Origin of the sequence: Leucobacter luti, from assembly GCF_019464495.1 — a bacterium.
In the GTDB taxonomy this organism is placed as follows: Bacteria; Actinomycetota; Actinomycetes; order Actinomycetales; family Microbacteriaceae; genus Leucobacter; species Leucobacter luti_A.
Genome location: NZ_CP080492.1, coordinates 1,277,036 through 1,292,327, shown reverse-complemented (window position 1 = coordinate 1,292,327; position 15,292 = coordinate 1,277,036). Strand labels below are relative to the sequence as shown.

10 protein-coding genes and 1 pseudogene are annotated in these 15,292 nt (G+C 65.7%); 8 read left to right on the top strand and 3 right to left on the bottom strand.

Annotated elements, in window-relative coordinates:
• Positions 1-102 precede the first annotated feature (102 nt).
• Positions 103-1,449: an MFS transporter gene (locus K1X41_RS05885; protein WP_220175551.1), complete on the top strand. Its 1,347-nt coding sequence runs from the start codon at positions 103-105 to the stop codon at positions 1,447-1,449.
• Between the two features lie 30 nt (positions 1,450-1,479).
• Here K1X41_RS05885 and K1X41_RS05880 read toward each other — a convergent pair whose 3' ends face one another.
• Together K1X41_RS05880 and K1X41_RS05875 are read right to left on the bottom strand one after the other, a co-directional pair.
• The gene (locus K1X41_RS05880) at positions 1,480-2,409 is read right to left on the bottom strand and encodes a LysR substrate-binding domain-containing protein (protein ID WP_220175550.1); all 930 of its coding nucleotides are present in this window, start codon (positions 2,407-2,409) and stop codon (positions 1,480-1,482) included.
• Positions 2,406-2,879 (bottom strand): HtaA domain-containing protein, encoded by a 474-nt coding sequence (locus K1X41_RS05875; RefSeq protein ID WP_220175549.1) that lies wholly within the window; start codon positions 2,877-2,879, stop codon positions 2,406-2,408. Before K1X41_RS05875 ends, K1X41_RS05880 begins: the two co-directional genes overlap by 4 nt.
• A 136-nt stretch (positions 2,880-3,015) precedes the next feature.
• Between K1X41_RS05875 and K1X41_RS05870 the strand changes: the two genes are divergently transcribed.
• From K1X41_RS05870 to mqo, 3 genes are all read left to right on the top strand, one after another.
• Complete coding sequence (locus K1X41_RS05870; RefSeq protein WP_220175548.1) at positions 3,016-5,985, top strand: cytochrome P450; 2,970 nt, start codon at positions 3,016-3,018, stop codon at positions 5,983-5,985.
• Positions 5,986-6,069: 84 nt separating this feature from the next.
• Positions 6,070-7,392, top strand: a complete 1,323-nt coding sequence (gene radA, locus K1X41_RS05865; RefSeq protein WP_132206488.1) for a DNA repair protein RadA — start codon at positions 6,070-6,072, stop codon at positions 7,390-7,392.
• A 31-nt stretch (positions 7,393-7,423) separates the two neighbouring features.
• Positions 7,424-8,956, top strand: coding sequence for a malate dehydrogenase (quinone) (gene mqo, locus K1X41_RS05860; RefSeq protein WP_243736128.1), 1,533 nt, complete (start codon positions 7,424-7,426; stop codon positions 8,954-8,956).
• Between the two features lie 355 nt (positions 8,957-9,311).
• Here the strand turns inward: mqo and K1X41_RS15435 are convergent, their stop codons facing one another.
• The gene (locus tag K1X41_RS15435) at positions 9,312-10,205 is read right to left on the bottom strand and encodes an HAD-IIB family hydrolase (protein ID WP_258566673.1); all 894 of its coding nucleotides are present in this window, start codon (positions 10,203-10,205) and stop codon (positions 9,312-9,314) included.
• Between the two features lie 55 nt (positions 10,206-10,260).
• Here K1X41_RS15435 and argF point away from each other — a divergent pair, with 55 nt between their 5' ends.
• The 4 genes and pseudogenes from argF to K1X41_RS05830 all read left to right on the top strand — a co-directional run bounded on the left by argF (position 10,261) and on the right by K1X41_RS05830 (position 15,182).
• On the top strand, positions 10,261-11,184 hold the full coding sequence (argF, locus tag K1X41_RS05845; RefSeq protein WP_132206494.1) for an ornithine carbamoyltransferase: 924 nt from the start codon (positions 10,261-10,263) through the stop codon (positions 11,182-11,184).
• A 37-nt stretch (positions 11,185-11,221) separates the two neighbouring features.
• Positions 11,222-12,669, top strand: a pseudogene (argH, locus tag K1X41_RS05840) (argininosuccinate lyase).
• Positions 12,670-12,813: 144 nt separating this feature from the next.
• Complete coding sequence (gene tyrS, locus K1X41_RS05835) at positions 12,814-14,130, top strand: tyrosine--tRNA ligase (RefSeq protein ID WP_279513128.1); 1,317 nt, start codon at positions 12,814-12,816, stop codon at positions 14,128-14,130.
• A 248-nt stretch (positions 14,131-14,378) separates the two neighbouring features.
• Complete coding sequence (locus K1X41_RS05830) at positions 14,379-15,182, top strand: nitrilase-related carbon-nitrogen hydrolase (RefSeq protein WP_220175546.1); 804 nt, start codon at positions 14,379-14,381, stop codon at positions 15,180-15,182.
• Positions 15,183-15,292: the final 110 nt, after the last annotated feature.

The window sequence follows — 15,292 nt, the reverse complement described above, 5'->3', positions numbered from 1 at the left end:
AATCCGTTTGACGCGTTGAAGTCGCGCGCAGCATGCTGTGTCCAGTCCCGTAGCTCAGCCGCGGTGAACTCAGCAGACACATCAGACAAAGGAGTCGTGTACATGTCTTCACCGGTGAAGGTGCGCCCACGGAATGAAGGGCGTCGAGTCGCAGTCGCCACGATGATCGGCACCACGATTGAATGGTATGACTTTTTCATCTACGCGAACACGGCAGCGCTCGTGTTCGCCCAGCTGTTCTTTGAACCGCTGGGAGCACAGGCTGCGCTGCTCGTCTCGTTCGCCACGGTCGGGATCAGCTTCCTGTTTCGGCCGCTCGGCGCGATTGTGGCAGGACACCTCGGTGATCGCGTCGGACGGCGGGCGATGCTCGTGGCCACGCTGGTGCTGATGGGGGCGGCCACCACTCTTATCGGGCTGCTCCCGACGTATGAGCAAGCGGGCCTCCTCGCGCCCATCCTGCTCGTGCTGCTCCGGATCCTGCAGGGCTTCTCAGCGGGCGGGGAGTGGGGCGGGGCGGCACTCATGGCAGTCGAGCACGCCCCCGAGGGTAAGCGTGGACTCTACGGTTCCGCACCTCAGCTCGGGGTTCCGATCGGCATGCTGCTCGCTTCCGGGGTGCTCGCCATCACCACTGCAGCATTTGGTCTCGAGGGCTTCCTCGAAGTGGGCTGGCGGATTCCGTTCCTCCTCGGTGTCGTGCTGTTGGTGGTGGGGTACTTCATTCGACGATCCGTCGAGGAGAGCCCGGTGTTCCTCGAATTGCGTGAGCACAAAGCACGGGCCAAGATGCCACTCGTTGAACTGTTGCGGAAGCACTGGTGGCTGGTCATTCTTGCTGCACTGACCTTCGCTGGGAACAACGCCGCTGGCTACATGTCCACTGGGGGGTACGTGCTCTCATATGCCACCACAGTGCACGAGATGGATCGCACGGCCGTGCTGTGGTGCGTCACTGCGGCATCCGCCGTGTGGGCCATGACGACGCTGCTCGGCGGCTGGCTCTCAGATCGGTGGAAGAGCCGGCGCAACGTCTATCTGCTCGGGTACGCGCTGCAAATCCTGTGGGCCTTCCCGCTGTTCATGTTGGTCGACACACAGATCGTTGCAATGGTCTTGATCTCACTCTGCGCGTGGATGCTTTCCACCGGCCTCACATACGGGCCTCAGGCCGCGTACTTTGCTGAGATCTTCCCCTCGCACCTGCGCTACTCGGGCGTCTCGCTCTCGTACGCGCTTGGAGCGATCCTTGGCGGTGCCTTCGCGCCCACGATTGCCACCTGGCTTCAGCAGAGCACCGGTTGGATCGGATCGGTTTCGATCTACCTCGCGTTGATGGCAGTGGTCTCCATCGTCGCACTGCTGGTGATCAAGGATCGGTGGGGGCGGCCACTGATCGAGCGCGACGTGGTGCAGGCGGAGGCTGAGGCCCCAGCCCCAGTGCGCTAACGGGCTCTGGGGCCCGTCAAGACGGTTGCGTTACAGATCTGTGGCCGGCCAGTTCACTCCCTGCGCGAACTCGATCAACGCGTGAGTGCGCGCGGGGAGTGGGCGGTCAGGAGCCCAGATCATGCTCACGCCAACCGGTCGGACTGCGGGCGCTATCGACTTGGAGACCAGCGGTAGACCCTCATTGCTGTTCGGGTTCGCGACCCGAGAGACGAGAATGCCGTAGCCGAGCCCACGCGCGACCAGCGTCCGCACGACTTCGTAGCTGGCAGTGCGGTGCCGGATCTTGGGGACGAGACCGTGTTCCGCAAAGAGCGAGAGTGTGTGCTCACTGGAGGGCTGCGCGTCGAGGAGCACCATGTCGAGTTCTCCGAGTTCCTCCAATCGAACCTCCGCTCGGCTCGCGAGTGGGTGCCCAGCCGCGAACAGTGCGTGAGCTCGCAGCTCGTAGAGGCGCGCGCGGTGCGCGTGCGCGGGAAGAAGCATGTCGTAGACGACGGCGACATCGATGCGCCCAGAAGTCAGATCGTCCGCCAACTGATCCTGAGTGGCTTCTTTGATCGAGAGTTCGATCTCCGGATGCAGCGCTGCAAAGTCTTGCAGAAGCGGGGGGAAGACGGTGGGCGCGAGTGTCGGATAGCAGCCGACCACTATGGGGCCTGCGAGGCGGCCGTTTCCGCCGATCATTCGGCTCAGCTCTTCAGCCTCTGCGAGAATGCGCCGTGCGTGGCGCAGCAGGTGTTCCCCCACCGGGGTCAGCGTCAGCCCGTGTGCACGACGCCGAATGCAGAGCTGCTCACCCATCACCGTCTCCAGCTCGGTGATGGCGTCGGACATGGCTGACGGTGAGATTCGCAGCGCTGCGGCCGCTGCGGCGATCGTGCCCTCATCTGCCGCGGCCGTGAGGTAGGCGAGCTGTCGCAGCGTGAATGCGGGCAGCGCAGCTTCGCTGGAGCTCATCGGATCTCGCGCACGACAGGGTCAGCGAGAAGTGTGCCGGGGGCGTACGGGCCAGCGAGAAAGAGCTCGCTCCCCGCTGCGGTGAGCTCAGTCCCCGATCCCACGAGTGACCCGGTGGCATCGCGAGTGACTTGGCCCAGGCTGGCGAACTCGAGCCGGGCCCCGGGTGCAAACGGATCTGCGATCGTGAGGAGCCAGGCACTTTGGCTCGTGGAAAGTGGTTCCAGCCAGGGGTCCGCGATGACGATCCGGAGCATTCCGCTGTGCCCGGTCAGCGTCACTGTGCCGGAGAAACGCAACTCCGCGGCAGCCGCAGGCACCGTGCTGGCTGCGAAACGAAAGCCGGTGTCCGTCTCAGTGGCCGGATCGATCGTGCTGACCACACCATCTGGCATGTCCCGCACGTAGGTGATCAGAGACTCCTTGATGCCCCACTCGAGGTGGCTGCCACCAGCGCCATCGCTTTGCATGCGCTCATTCTCACATGAAACCGAATTGATAGGCCAGATAATTCCGCTTTTGCCTTGCTTTGAGATTCTCCATACTCAGAAGACGAGCTGCGGATCGAGCGCGGCCTTCCGCCCACACGAATCACGAGGAAGTGACATGACCGGCACCACTGCACCCGTCGCCGACTGGGTGACGATCCCCGATCTGTACCGCGACCCCTTCCCCATTTACGAGCGTCTGCGCGCGGAGGGCGGCGTGCACTGGGTGCCGAGTGTGAACCGCTACCTCGTGACGAGCTACGCGGCCGTCCACGAGACGGAACTGGACCAGGGAGTGTTCTCCGCAAACGAGCAGGGCTCGCTCCAGATCCGGGCGATGGGCCACTCCATGCTGCGCCGCGATGACCCCGAGCACTACGTCGAACGGAAGGCGTGGCAGCCCGCGTTGCGCCCGGGAGCAGTGAAGCGCGTGTGGACAGGCAAGTTTCGTGCGAACGCAGAACGGTATCTCGCTGAACTGATCGAGAAGGGTCCCGGAGCAGACCTCGTGTGGGATTTTGCAGCCCCCTACGCGGCCGAGAACCTGCGCCAGATCATCGGACTGGAGAACTCAACTCAGGAGGATCTGCAGCGATGGTCGCAGACAATGATCGATGCGACAGGAAACTACGCCGATGATCCCGAGGTGTGGCGGCTGGGGGAGCAGTCGTATGCCGAAGTCGATGACGCGCTCGACGACATGCTTCGCTGGCACGCCACGAACCCCAATGACTCGCTGATCTCGCAGCTGCTGCGGATCCCCGACTATGAAATGCCGCTCGAACGAATCAGAGCCAATCTCAAAATGACGATCGGTGGGGGGCTCAACGAGCCGAGAGACGCGCTCGGCGTAACGGCCTGGGCGCTCATGCAGAATCCCGAGCAATTGGCCGCGGTGCGCTCAGATCCAGCGCTCTGGCACACCGCATTCGATGAGTCCATCCGTTGGATCGCGCCGATCGGCATGTACTCCCGGCAGACCACCAGAGCGGTGGATCTCGGAGGTGTGCGCCTCCCCGCTGGCGCGCGGCTCGGGATCTGCATCCTCTCCGCGAACCGGGACGAAACGGTGTGGGAGCATCCGGATCGCTTCGATCTCCGGCGTGAGGTGAAACCACATCTCGCCTTCGGGAAGGGCGTGCACGTGTGCCTCGGTGCCTGGGTCGCCCGGGCCGAGGTGGCTGACGTGGGGCTTCCCCTGCTCTTCGAGCGGCTGCGCGGATTGCGCGTCACCGGGAGCCAGGCAGCTGAGGTTGGAGGGTGGGTGTTCCGCGGGATGACCAAGCTCCCCGTTACATGGGATGGCCTCGGTGAGGAGGCCGCTCCGGTGGCCGCCACCGCAGTGAGTGCCGCGCCGGCACCCAGGATCGCCATCGTGGGATCTGGGCCCGCAGGGTGTTTCACCGCGCAAGCTGCGCGCCGCGCCTTCCCCTCTGCCCCCATCGACGTCTTCGAGAATCTCCCGACCCCATACGGTTTGCTGCGCTCCGGCGTGGCGGGGGACCATCCAGGCACGAAGGCCGTGTCCCGGCAGTTCGACCGCCTATTCACACAAGAGGGGGTCGCATTTCGGGGCAATGTGTCGTTGGGGCGCGACGTGGCCCTACCGCAGCTCCGCGCGCGGTATGACGCGGTGGTGCTGGCCACGGGCATGCACGCCGACGCACGTCTCGATACTCCCGGGTCCGAGTACGCCCGAGGGGCCGGCGCAGTCACTCGGTACCTGAATCGGCACCCGGACGAGCCGCCACAGACGCCGCTCGGAGAACACGTCGCGGTGATCGGGCACGGGAACGTTGCGCTCGATGTCGCTCGGCTGCTCGCGCAGGATTCTGCGGGGCTTGCGGGCTCAGATATTGACGATGCCGTCCACCACCAGCTCGCTGGGTCCGTGCGCGTGGTGCATCTCATCGGCAGAAGTATGCCCAGCGAAGCCAAATGCGATCCCGTGATGGTGCGCGAACTGGCTGCGCTGCCGGGAGTAGCGCACGTCGTCCACGGCGCGGGAGTGCTTCCCGCAGACGGCCGCGATGCGCGCGTCGACGCCGTGCGGGAGCTGCAGGCAGCCACTTCGGTACGTGGGGATACTGAGCACGTGCGCGTTCGGATCGAGTGGTGGTTTGGCGCGCGGCCGCACCTGATCGAACAGGGAGATAGCGGTGAGTACCTCATGCACCTCACTCACGACGACGGTGCCGTCCGCCTGCGCGTTACCGACGTCATAACGGCGATCGGCTTTGACGCAAACGCGGATTCCCCGGTCACACCCGGAGCCTTTCCCACCGGTCGCATCGAGGCGGGGCTCTACGTCGCGGGGTGGTTGCGGAAGGGCCCGCGCGGCACGATTCCGGACCAGCGAGCGGACGCGCGCAGCCTGATGCAATTGCTCGCGGATGATGTCCGTGTGGGGGCCATCGGCACAGCTGCCAGCGGGCTTCCTGCGTTGCCACACGAAATCGGGTTCACTGGGTGGAATCGGATCGACTTCACCGAACGCCGCGACGCCGCACCGGACCGCACCCGTCTGAAGCTGCCCACGCGCGGTGCGCTGCTCGAGGCCGCAGCAGACCAGAGCTGTGACCCGGTCGCAGCGGATGCCTCGTGGGCCCAGCCTGTCCCGTCGGTGCCGGTCTCGATCTATTTCGGCACCGAGTCAGGTGGGGCCGAGCTAGTCGCGGAGGACCTGGCACAGCTGCTGCCAGACGCGGAGGTGTTCGATCTTGCGGATGTCCGTCCGGACCGTTTGCGCACCGATCGGCTCGCGCTTCTGGTGTGCGCCACCTACGGAGATGGGGAAGTGCCTGCCGCGGCCCGGCCGTTTTACGAGGCGCTCGCCGCAGCGGGGCTTCGCTTGGACGGTCTGAGATACGCAGTGTTCGGCTTGGGGGATCGCAGTTACACCCGAACCTACTCGCGGGGGAGCGAGCTCATTGACGAGGCGCTCGCGGCGTGCGGCGCGAGACGCATCGGGGAATATGGGCGGCACGACGCAGCTGGCCCGATCGACGCGACCGAGGCAGCGCAGGACTGGGTCGCCGGTGTGCTTACGGAGGCAGCTGCGGAACTGGTGCACACCCCAGCACAGTAGCGAGCGGCGTCTGAGACTCGGCCATCCGGCCGCTCCGCACCGCCAGCGCAACGAATGTCAGGGGTGATCGATAGTCTCGCAGGCATGGCGAAGACGAGTAGCGCGTACACCTGCACCGAGTGCGGCTGGCAGGCTTCCAAGTGGGTGGGCCGCTGCGGCGAGTGTCAGCAGTGGGGCACCGTTGTTGAGCGCGCTCGCGAGGGCGCGACAATCGCGCGTACCACCAGGGCAGTGCAGCCGCTCGCAGGCCGTGAGGCACGCCCCATCACCGAGCTCACGGGCGACGCGGTGCGGCATCGGACCACGGGCATTGGCGAACTGGATCGCGTGCTCGGAGGCGGCGTCGTTCCGGGCGCCGCAATCCTCTTCTCGGGTGAGCCCGGCGTCGGAAAATCGACGCTGCTGCTCGACACCGCAGCACGCGCGGCCGCGCGCGGGGAGCGGATCCTGTACGCCAGCGGCGAGGAATCAACGGGGCAGATCCGCATGCGCGCTGAGCGCACTGGCGCAATGCACGACACACTCTTTCTCGCGAGCGAGACGGACTTGGCCACAGTGCTCGGGCATATCGAGACGGTGGACCCTGCGCTCGTCATTATTGACTCGGTGCAAACTATGGCGAGCGACCAGGTCGAAGGTAGCGCTGGCGGGCCCTCCCAGGTGCGCGAGGTCGCTGCCGCATTGATCCGGGTTGCGAAGGGGCGAGGCACGCCCGTGATTCTCGTTGGCCATGTTACGAAAGACGGCTCAGTTGCCGGCCCACGGCTGCTCGAACACCTGGTCGATGTGGTGTGCCACTTCGAAGGCGACCGGCAGACGTCACTCCGCTTCTTGCGCACGCTGAAGAATCGCTTCGGCCCCACCGATGAAGTCGGCTGCTTCGAAATGACGGGGGACGGGATCCGGGAGGTGCCGGATCCCAGCGGCCTTTTCCTCAGTCGCGCTCCTGCACCTGTGAGCGGAACCTGCGCCACAGTCGCGATGGAGGGGCGCCGCGCGCTTCCCGTTGAGGTGCAGGCGCTCGTCGCCAAGAGTGCGACGCCCAACCCGAGGCGGGTCACCAGTGGGGTCGATCCGGCCCGTGTCGCCATGATTCTCGCTGTGCTCGAACGCCGCGTCGGTGCCCGTCTCCACGACCAAGACGTCTACGTCTCAACTGTCGGCGGCGTGAAACTCGGGGAGCCCGCAGCGGATCTCGCGATTGCGCTCGCAGTGCTTTCGGCCGTCCGGGATCGCCCGCTACCACACGATCTCGCGGCGTTTGGTGAGATCAGTCTGGCCGGAGAAGTCCGGCCAGTTGCGAGCGGAGCACAGCGCGCTCAGGAGGCGAAACGACTGGGGTACACGCGCATCATCGATGCCGCGGCAGAGACGCTCGATCAGGCCCGAAAGGGCGCTGGGCTGTAGCGCAGCTTGTGTCGGAGTAGACTTACCCCTCGTGAGTAAGAACACGGTAGACGTCGTCCTCGTAGGCGGCGGAATCATGAGCGCCACCCTCGGTACCCTGATCAATCAGGTGCAGCCCGATTGGTCGATCGAAATCTTCGAGTCGCAGGCGGAAGTTGCCACGGAGAGTACGAACGCGTGGAACAACGCGGGCACCGGCCACGCAGCCCTCTGCGAGCTGAACTACATGCCCGAGGCAGCCGACGGCAGCCTCTCCGCCGCCAAGGCCATCGACATCAACGAGCAGTTCCAGCTGTCTCGTCAGTGGTGGTCCACCCTCGTCAAGAAGGGGATCCTCGGCACGCCCTCGTCGTTCATCAACGCGACCCCGCACATGACCTTCGTGCGCGGCGAGTCCAACGTTGACTACCTTCGTCGCCGCTACGAGCTGCTCAAGGAGCAGCCCCTGTTCTCCGACATGGAGTTCAGCGATGACCCCGCGCAGATCGCCGAGTGGGCTCCGCTGCTCGTCGATCGCCGCGCCAAAGACGAGGTCTTTGCAGCAACCCGCTCCGAGAGTGGCACCGACGTCGACTTCGGCGCGGTCAGCCACCAGCTGTTCGACCACCTGGTCGCGGCAGGCGCCAAGCTCCACCTCAACCACCACATCCGCAAGGTCAAGCGTGTCGCCGACGGAACCTGGAATGTCCACGTGCGCAACCGCTCCGGATACGGCAGCCACATCGTCAACGCGAAGTTCGTGTTCGTCGGCGCTGGCGGCGGCGCACTGCAGCTGCTGCAGTCCTCCAAGATCCCCGAGATCCGTGGCTTCGGTGGCTTCCCGATTAGCGGCAAGTTCCTGAAGACAGACAACCCCGAGATTGTCGCGCACCACCGCGCGAAGGTTTACGGCAAGGCCGCAGTCGGCGCACCCCCGATGTCGGTACCGCACCTCGATACGCGCATCGTCGACGGCAAGGAGAGCATCCTCTTCGGGCCCTACGCAGGATTCAGCCCCAACTTCCTCAAGAAGGGATCGTGGTGGGATCTGCCCGGCTCGATCCGGTTGCACAACCTCGGCCCCATGATCAAGGTCGGTCTCACGCAGTGGGGACTCGAGAAGTACCTCCTCGGTGAGCTCATGGCGAGCCGTGAGAAGCAGATGAACACGCTCCGCGAATACATGCCGGCAGCGCGCACCGCCGACTGGGAAATGATCACCGCAGGTCAGCGCGTGCAGGTCATGAAGAAGGACCCTGAAAAGGGTGGCATCCTGCAGTTCGGCACCGAGGTCATCACCGGTGCGGACGGCTCGATCGCCGGCCTGCTGGGTGCGTCGCCTGGAGCGTCGACCGCGGTGCACGCCATGCTCGGTGTGCTGCGCAAGTGCTTCCCGGAGCAGTACGCGAACGAGTGGGAGCAGGTCTTCACCGAGCAGATTCCCGTGCTCGCAACCGGCGGCCTGAACGGTGACGCAGCAGCAGCAGCGGCCTCGCTCGCTGAGACCGGCCGCGTGCTGGGCCTGATCGCTGAGACCGACGCTCCTGGTGCGGTCGCTCCTGTCGATGCTCAGGCTGACGCATAGCCGATTGAAGCACTGAGAACGGGCGGGTCACCTGAACGGGTGACTCGCCCGTTTGCGTGCTGAATGCTTCTGGCCGGGCCTGGTCTGGCGGGGCCTAAGCCTGGCCTGGCGGGGCCCTATGCCAGGCGGGCCCCGCTTAGGCCTCGCCACAGTCGCACGCGGGGCACGCGGGGCTCGCGCAGACGCCATGCGCGGCCCGCTTCGATCCGGCACTCTCCGCGCTGGTGTGAGCGCAAGTGGTCGAATAGGGGCCCTAATTCAGCCACTCGCGCTCACACTGCGGAACGCGGGGGAGTGGCGGCACCTCTTCGAGTGCGGGACCCCTTGGAGGGCCTCTTGCAGCAGTGCTGCCGAGCTAGTGCCTGAGGAGCTCGTCGAGGAACGCCACAGTGTCTTCCCAGCCAGTCACTGCGTGGCAGGTGACGCCGAGCGCAAGCACCGGGTAGTCGTTGCCGTCAGGGTCGAGCCGATCACCGACGAAGAGCATCTCGTCGAGCGAGATTCCCGTGTGCTCCTCGAGCTTGCGCATCCCGTAGGCCTTGTCGATCCCGCGCCTGGTGATGTCCACAGACGTGGATCCGCCGCTGCGAACCTCCAGCTCGGGGAGTCGGGCGGCAACTGCGGCGCGCAGCGCGTTTTTCTTCACGCCGTCTGGATCCCACGCGTGCTTCGCCGCGACGGGAGCGCGCTGCCCCAGAGCCGAGAACGTCACCTGCGATCCGCGATCCTCCAGGATCTCTCCCCACGGCTCCGACTCCCACAGGCCTAAGCGCGCGGCCTCCTCGCGCAGTGCGATCAGCGCGCTGTCGCGTTCCACCTCGCTCAGGTGCTCGCGGTACACGGTTGCCCACGCGCCGTGCTCCCGCCGTTCATAGCGCGTGCCGCAGGTGGGGAGCAAATGCAGTCGGCTCAACGCCGTCTCATCGATAACACTGGCGGAGCTCGCGGATCCAGCCGCCGCAACTGCTCGCTCCGTCGCTGCGTCCCCCGCCGCTGCGTCCCCCGCCGCTGCGTCCCCCGTCGCTGCGTCCTCCGCCGACCCTGCAGCGCGAGAAGCCGCGGCTGCGTCAGCGAGCCGAGTGAGCAGTTGTGATTCGAATTGCTCGAAGTTCCCGCCCGAGATCACGGCGACGTTGGTGCGCGCGAGCAGCCGGGCGAACACCTCTAGCATGCGCGGTTCCACCGGGGACTTCGAGGGCGCGAGAGTGTCATCGAGATCGAAGGCGACGAGGCGCGGCAGCGGAGACATTCCTCCATTCTCCCACGGGGAATCGGGGCCAGCTATGCGTCGGTAGACTGTGATGGTGACCCGACATTTCCTGCGTGATGACGATCTGAGCCCGGCCGAGCAGCGCGAGGTCCTCGATCTCGCTGCCCGACTCAAGCGAGCGCCGTTCTCGCAGCGTCCGCTCGAGGGGCCGCAATCTGCTGCCGTGTTCTTCGACAAGACTTCGACGCGCACACGTTTCAGCTTCGCCGCTGGCATCTCAGAGCTGGGTGGATCACCAATCATCGTGAACCCCGGCGAAGCGCAGCTCGGAGTGAAGGAGACGATCGCGGATACCGCGAAGGTGCTCTCGCGCATGGTCTCTCTGATCGTGTGGCGTACCTTCGACCACGCCGGCCTCGTGGAGATGGCAGAGCACGCGACGGTGCCAGTCATCAATTCCCTCTCGGACGACTTCCACCCGTGCCAGATCCTCGCAGACCTGCAGACGATTCGCGAGCGCAAGGGCGAGCTCGCGGGCCTCACCGCGACCTACGTGGGTGACGCCGCGAACAACATGGGGCACTCTTATCTGCTTGGCTTCGCGACCGCCGGAATGCATATTCGTGTCGCCGGCCCAGCTGGCTTCCACCCCCGGGCCGACATCGTCGCCGATGCGGAACGGATCGCTGCGCGGACAGGCGGCAGCGTGAGCGTGTTCACCGATCCGGTCGCCGCAGTTTCTGGAGCTGACGCCGTGATCACTGACACTTGGGTCTCGATGGGGCAGGAAGACGAAAAAGCCGCCCGCGTCGCCACCTTTGGGGCCTATCGGATCACGCCTGAGCTGATGGCGCACGCGGAGGCCGATGCGGTGTTTCTGCATTGCCTTCCCGCCTACCGCGAGTTTGAGGTGGCCCCCGAGGTCATCGACGGCCCGCAGAGTGTGGTCTGGGATGAAGCGGAGAACCGCGTTCACGCCCAGAAAGCACTGATGACCTGGCTGCTGGATCGCGCGTAGTCGCGCCCCGCAGATGAACGACTGAGTGAAGGACAACATGAGCAACGAGAACACCACCGCAGCCGGGACCGAGGGCGAGGGCAACCGCGCGGCGGAGGCCGGATCGCTGTGGGGAGGCCGCTTCGCCAGCGGCCCGTCACCCGCGCTTGCTGCGCTGTCAAAGTCGACCCAGTTCGACTGGGTGCTCGCCCCCTACGACATCCGAGGGTCGAAAGCGCACGCGACGGCACTCGCCGCTGCGGGGTACCTTGACGCGCAGGAGCTCGCCGATATGCGTGCCGGGCTCGACGAACTCGCGGCGCGCGTCTCCGACGGCCGCGCGGTCGCGGGCGACGACGACGAGGATGTGCACTCGGCACTCGAACGTTTGCTGATTGAGATCGTGGGGGTGCAGCTCGGTGGCAAGCTCCGCGCTGGCCGCAGCCGCAACGACCAGATTGCGACGCTCGTGCGGCTCTACCTGCTCGATCACACCGCAGTGATCCGCGAGATGCTGCTCGACCTGCTCGATGCGATCGCCGAGCAGGCGCACCGGCACCCGGATGCGATCCTCCCGGGCCGTACGCACCTGCAGCACGCGCAGCCGGTGCTGCTCGCGCACCAACTCGCGGCCCACGCGTGGCCGATCGTGCGGGACCTCGAGCGCTTGCGCGACTGGTCAGTCCGCGCGAGCGCCTCACCGTATGGGGAGGAGCGCTTGCCGGGTCGTCGCTGGGACTGGATCCCCGGCTCGTGTCCGCCGAGCTCGGCCTCGGTGATCCGCTGGAGAACTCGATTGATGGTACGGCCGCCCGCGACGTCGTCGCTGAGTTCGCGTTCATTTGCGCGCAGATCGGGATCGATCTTTCGCGCCTCAGCGAGGAGATCATCCTCTGGAACACGAAGGAATTCGGCTTCGTGCGGCTGCACGATGGCTACTCAACGGGCTCTTCGATCATGCCGCAGAAGAAGAACCCGGATATCGCCGAGCTGGCGCGTGGCAAGTCGGGGCGTCTGATCGGCAACCTTACCGGCCTCCTTGCGACATTGAAGGGCATGCCGCTCGCGTACAACCGCGATCTGCAGGAGGACAAGGAGCCGGTGTTCGACTCTGTCGCCCAGCTTGAAGTGCTGCTCCCAGCCTTCGCTGGCATGATCGCGACGATGACGCTCAACACGGAACGCATGGCTGAGCTCGCACCGCAGGGGTTCTCGCTCGCCACCGACGTGGCCGAGTGGCTCGTGAAGCGCGGCGTGATCTTCCGCGATGCACACGAGATCTCAGGTGAGCTGGTGCGTTTCTGTGAGGAGCGCGGCCTCGAGTTGCACGAGCCGAGCGACGAGGAGCTCGCGAGCGTGTCCGAACACCTGACACCGGACGTGCGCGCCGTGCTGACGATCGAGGGCTCAGTGAACTCACGAGTCGGCGCAGGCGGCACCGCCCGCGTGCGCGTCGATGAGCAGCTCGCGCGCCTCGCCGAACGCATCGCCGAGTTCCGGGCATAGCTGTTCCGGCATCCCTCCGGGCGTAGCCAAGAGCCGTGCGGTGCGGGTCACCTGTGAAGAGTGACCCGCACCGCACGGCTCTCGGCATGTTCGGGGAGGCATCGGGGGCGCAGAGCGCCCCCGAACCCGAGTACGATGGCAATCGTGTCTGAAACGAATGCTCGCACCCAGATCCTGGCAGCCCAGCGCAACGACGACAGCTTCCCCACCCTGTGGGATGAGCTGGAGTGGCGTGGGCTGATCCACGTCTCGACGGACGCAACGGCGCTGTCGGAACTGATCGAGGGCGAGCCGTTCGCGTATTACTGTGGCTTTGATCCCACGGCTCCGAGTCTGCACCTGGGACACCTGGTGCAGCTGCTGTTGATGCGCAGGCTCCAGCTGAAGGGCCACTTGCCTCTCGGCCTTGTGGGAGGCTCCACAGGTCTGATCGGGGATCCGCGCCCGACGGCAGAACGCACCCTGAACTCGCGTGAGACGGTGGCGCAGTGGGTCGACTCCCTGCGCGATCAGATCTCCCGCTACCTCAGCTTCGACGGCGACAACGCTGCCCGATTCGTCAACAACCTTGACTGGACGGCGCCGCTGTCCGCGATCGACTTCCTGCGTGAGATCGGCAAGCACTTCCGTGTCGGAACGATGATCAAAAAGGACATCGTGGCCAAGCGCCTGAACTCAGAAGAGGGAATCAGCTACACCGAGTTCAGCTACCAGATCCTGCAGGGGCTCGACTTCCTTGAGCTCTACCGCCAGTACGACTGCAAGTTGCAATCCGGCGGCAGTGATCAGTGGGGCAACCTGACGAGCGGTACGGAGCTGATCCGCAAGGCTGAGGGCGGAACCGCCCACGCAATTGGAACGCCGCTGATCACGAACGCCGACGGCACGAAGTTTGGCAAGAGCGAGGGCAACGCAATCTGGCTGAACCCGGAGATGTGCTCGCCGTACGCGTTCTACCAGTTCTGGCTCAACCAGGCTGACGCGGATGTGGTGGATCGCCTCAAAGTCTTCACCTTCTTGTCTCGGGCGGAGATCGCGGAGTTCGAGCGCCAGGTCGCAGAGGAGCCATTTAAGCGCGCAGCGCAGAAGCACCTCGCACTCGAGGTCACCACGCTCGTGCACGGCACCGAGGCAACTCAGGGCGCGATTGACGCGTCAGAGGCGCTTTTTGGCCGTGGAGATCTCACCGCGCTTGATGCGCTGACCGTCGCCGGCGCGGTTGAGGCACTCCCGCAGGCTGTTGGATCGGTCGGCTCCACGATCGCTCAGCTCATGGTTGATGCCGAGCTCGTGAAGAGCCTGGGTGAGGCCCGCCGCGCAATTGCTCAGGGCGGCGTGTACGTGAACAATGTCGCAGTCGCCGCCGAGGACCAGGCAGTGAGTGCCGACGATCTGCTGCACGGCAAGTTTGCGATCCTGCGCCGGGGGAAGAAGACGCTCGCGGGCGTCGTCGCCGGTTAGTCTCGCTTCGATCGGCGCGCTGGCTGCGGGACCTGTCCGTGCGGCCAGCGCGCCGAGCTGTCTGTGCATGATCCTCATCGGCCCCCGAACTCGCGGCTAGGATCGGGCGACGAGCGTGCACGCGGGGGCTCGGCTCGCGCGATGCGCGCTCTCCGCACCCCTGAGTCATCCGTGTCGCACCGTTCCCGTGTTGCCGGACCACCGCACACCACTCCCCACTATCCGCACCATCCCAGAGGAGCCAGCTGATGAGGATCGCGCTGCTGCAGGCCGCTGCCACCCCACTCGACCCGGAGGCGAACCTTGCCGCGCTGCGGGAGCGCGCGGCAGCTGCTGTCGCCGAGGGGGCCGAATTGATTCTGACCCCTGAACTGTTCATCAGTGGGTACGCGCCGCTCGAACTCGCGAGCTGGCTGACTCCCGAGCGGGTGTCGGGGATCCCGGCGGCAGTTGCTGAGATCGCTCGTGCGACGGGGATCGCGATCGCCGCGAGCTTCCCTCTTACACGCCCCGATGGTTCCTACGCGATCGCGGCCGGGTTGTGGGACGCAACGGGTGCTGAGGTGCTTCGCTACGAAAAGGTGCACCTCTGGGGCGAGATCGAGCCACGTGCGTTCACACCGAGTGAGGACGCGCCGAAGGTCGCGGAGTGGAACGGCCGCCGTGTCGGATTCCAGATCTGCTATGACATCGAGTTCCCGGAACCGGCGCGTGGACTCGCGGCACAGGGCGTGGATCTGCTCCTCGTGCCGACCGCGATCGACGGCCAATCACAGTATGTTCCCGAGGTGCTGATTCGCGCACGCGCCGCCGAAAATGCCATGGTCGTGGCTTACGCTGATCACCCCGCTGCGCCTGGGCAAAGCGACGATCCTGCCGCAGGCTTTGCTGGCCTCAGCACCGTGGCCGGGCGCGAGGGCCGAGTGCTCGCAGCTGCCGGACGCGAGGCTGAATTGCTGATTGCGGATCTCCCGGAGCTCGCACCGATCGCCCCAGGCGAGGCCAACTACCTCGGCGACCGCCGCCCGGACCTGTATACCCGCTGGGGATAGCGTTCCAAGTCTCTCGCTTTCCCAGCGCGAGGCATTCGATTTGCCAGACATCGAGTCTCCGCGGGGGCTGAAACTCGGCTCTGCGTCGTGGCAGTGGGGTGCGCTGCGAG

Coding starts and splice junctions, on each gene's coding strand:
- K1X41_RS05870 (WP_220175548.1), top strand. CDS start 3,016: ATGACCGGCACCACTGCACCCGTCGCCGACTGGGTGACGATCCCCGAT.
- K1X41_RS05885 (WP_220175551.1), top strand. CDS start 103: ATGTCTTCACCGGTGAAGGTGCGCCCACGGAATGAAGGGCGTCGAGTC.
- K1X41_RS15435 (WP_258566673.1), bottom strand. CDS start 10,205: ATGTCTCCGCTGCCGCGCCTCGTCGCCTTCGATCTCGATGACACTCTC.
- K1X41_RS05875 (WP_220175549.1), bottom strand. CDS start 2,879: ATGCAAAGCGATGGCGCTGGTGGCAGCCACCTCGAGTGGGGCATCAAG.
- radA (WP_132206488.1), top strand. CDS start 6,070: ATGGCGAAGACGAGTAGCGCGTACACCTGCACCGAGTGCGGCTGGCAG.
- K1X41_RS05830 (WP_220175546.1), top strand. CDS start 14,379: ATGAGGATCGCGCTGCTGCAGGCCGCTGCCACCCCACTCGACCCGGAG.
- K1X41_RS05880 (WP_220175550.1), bottom strand. CDS start 2,409: ATGAGCTCCAGCGAAGCTGCGCTGCCCGCATTCACGCTGCGACAGCTC.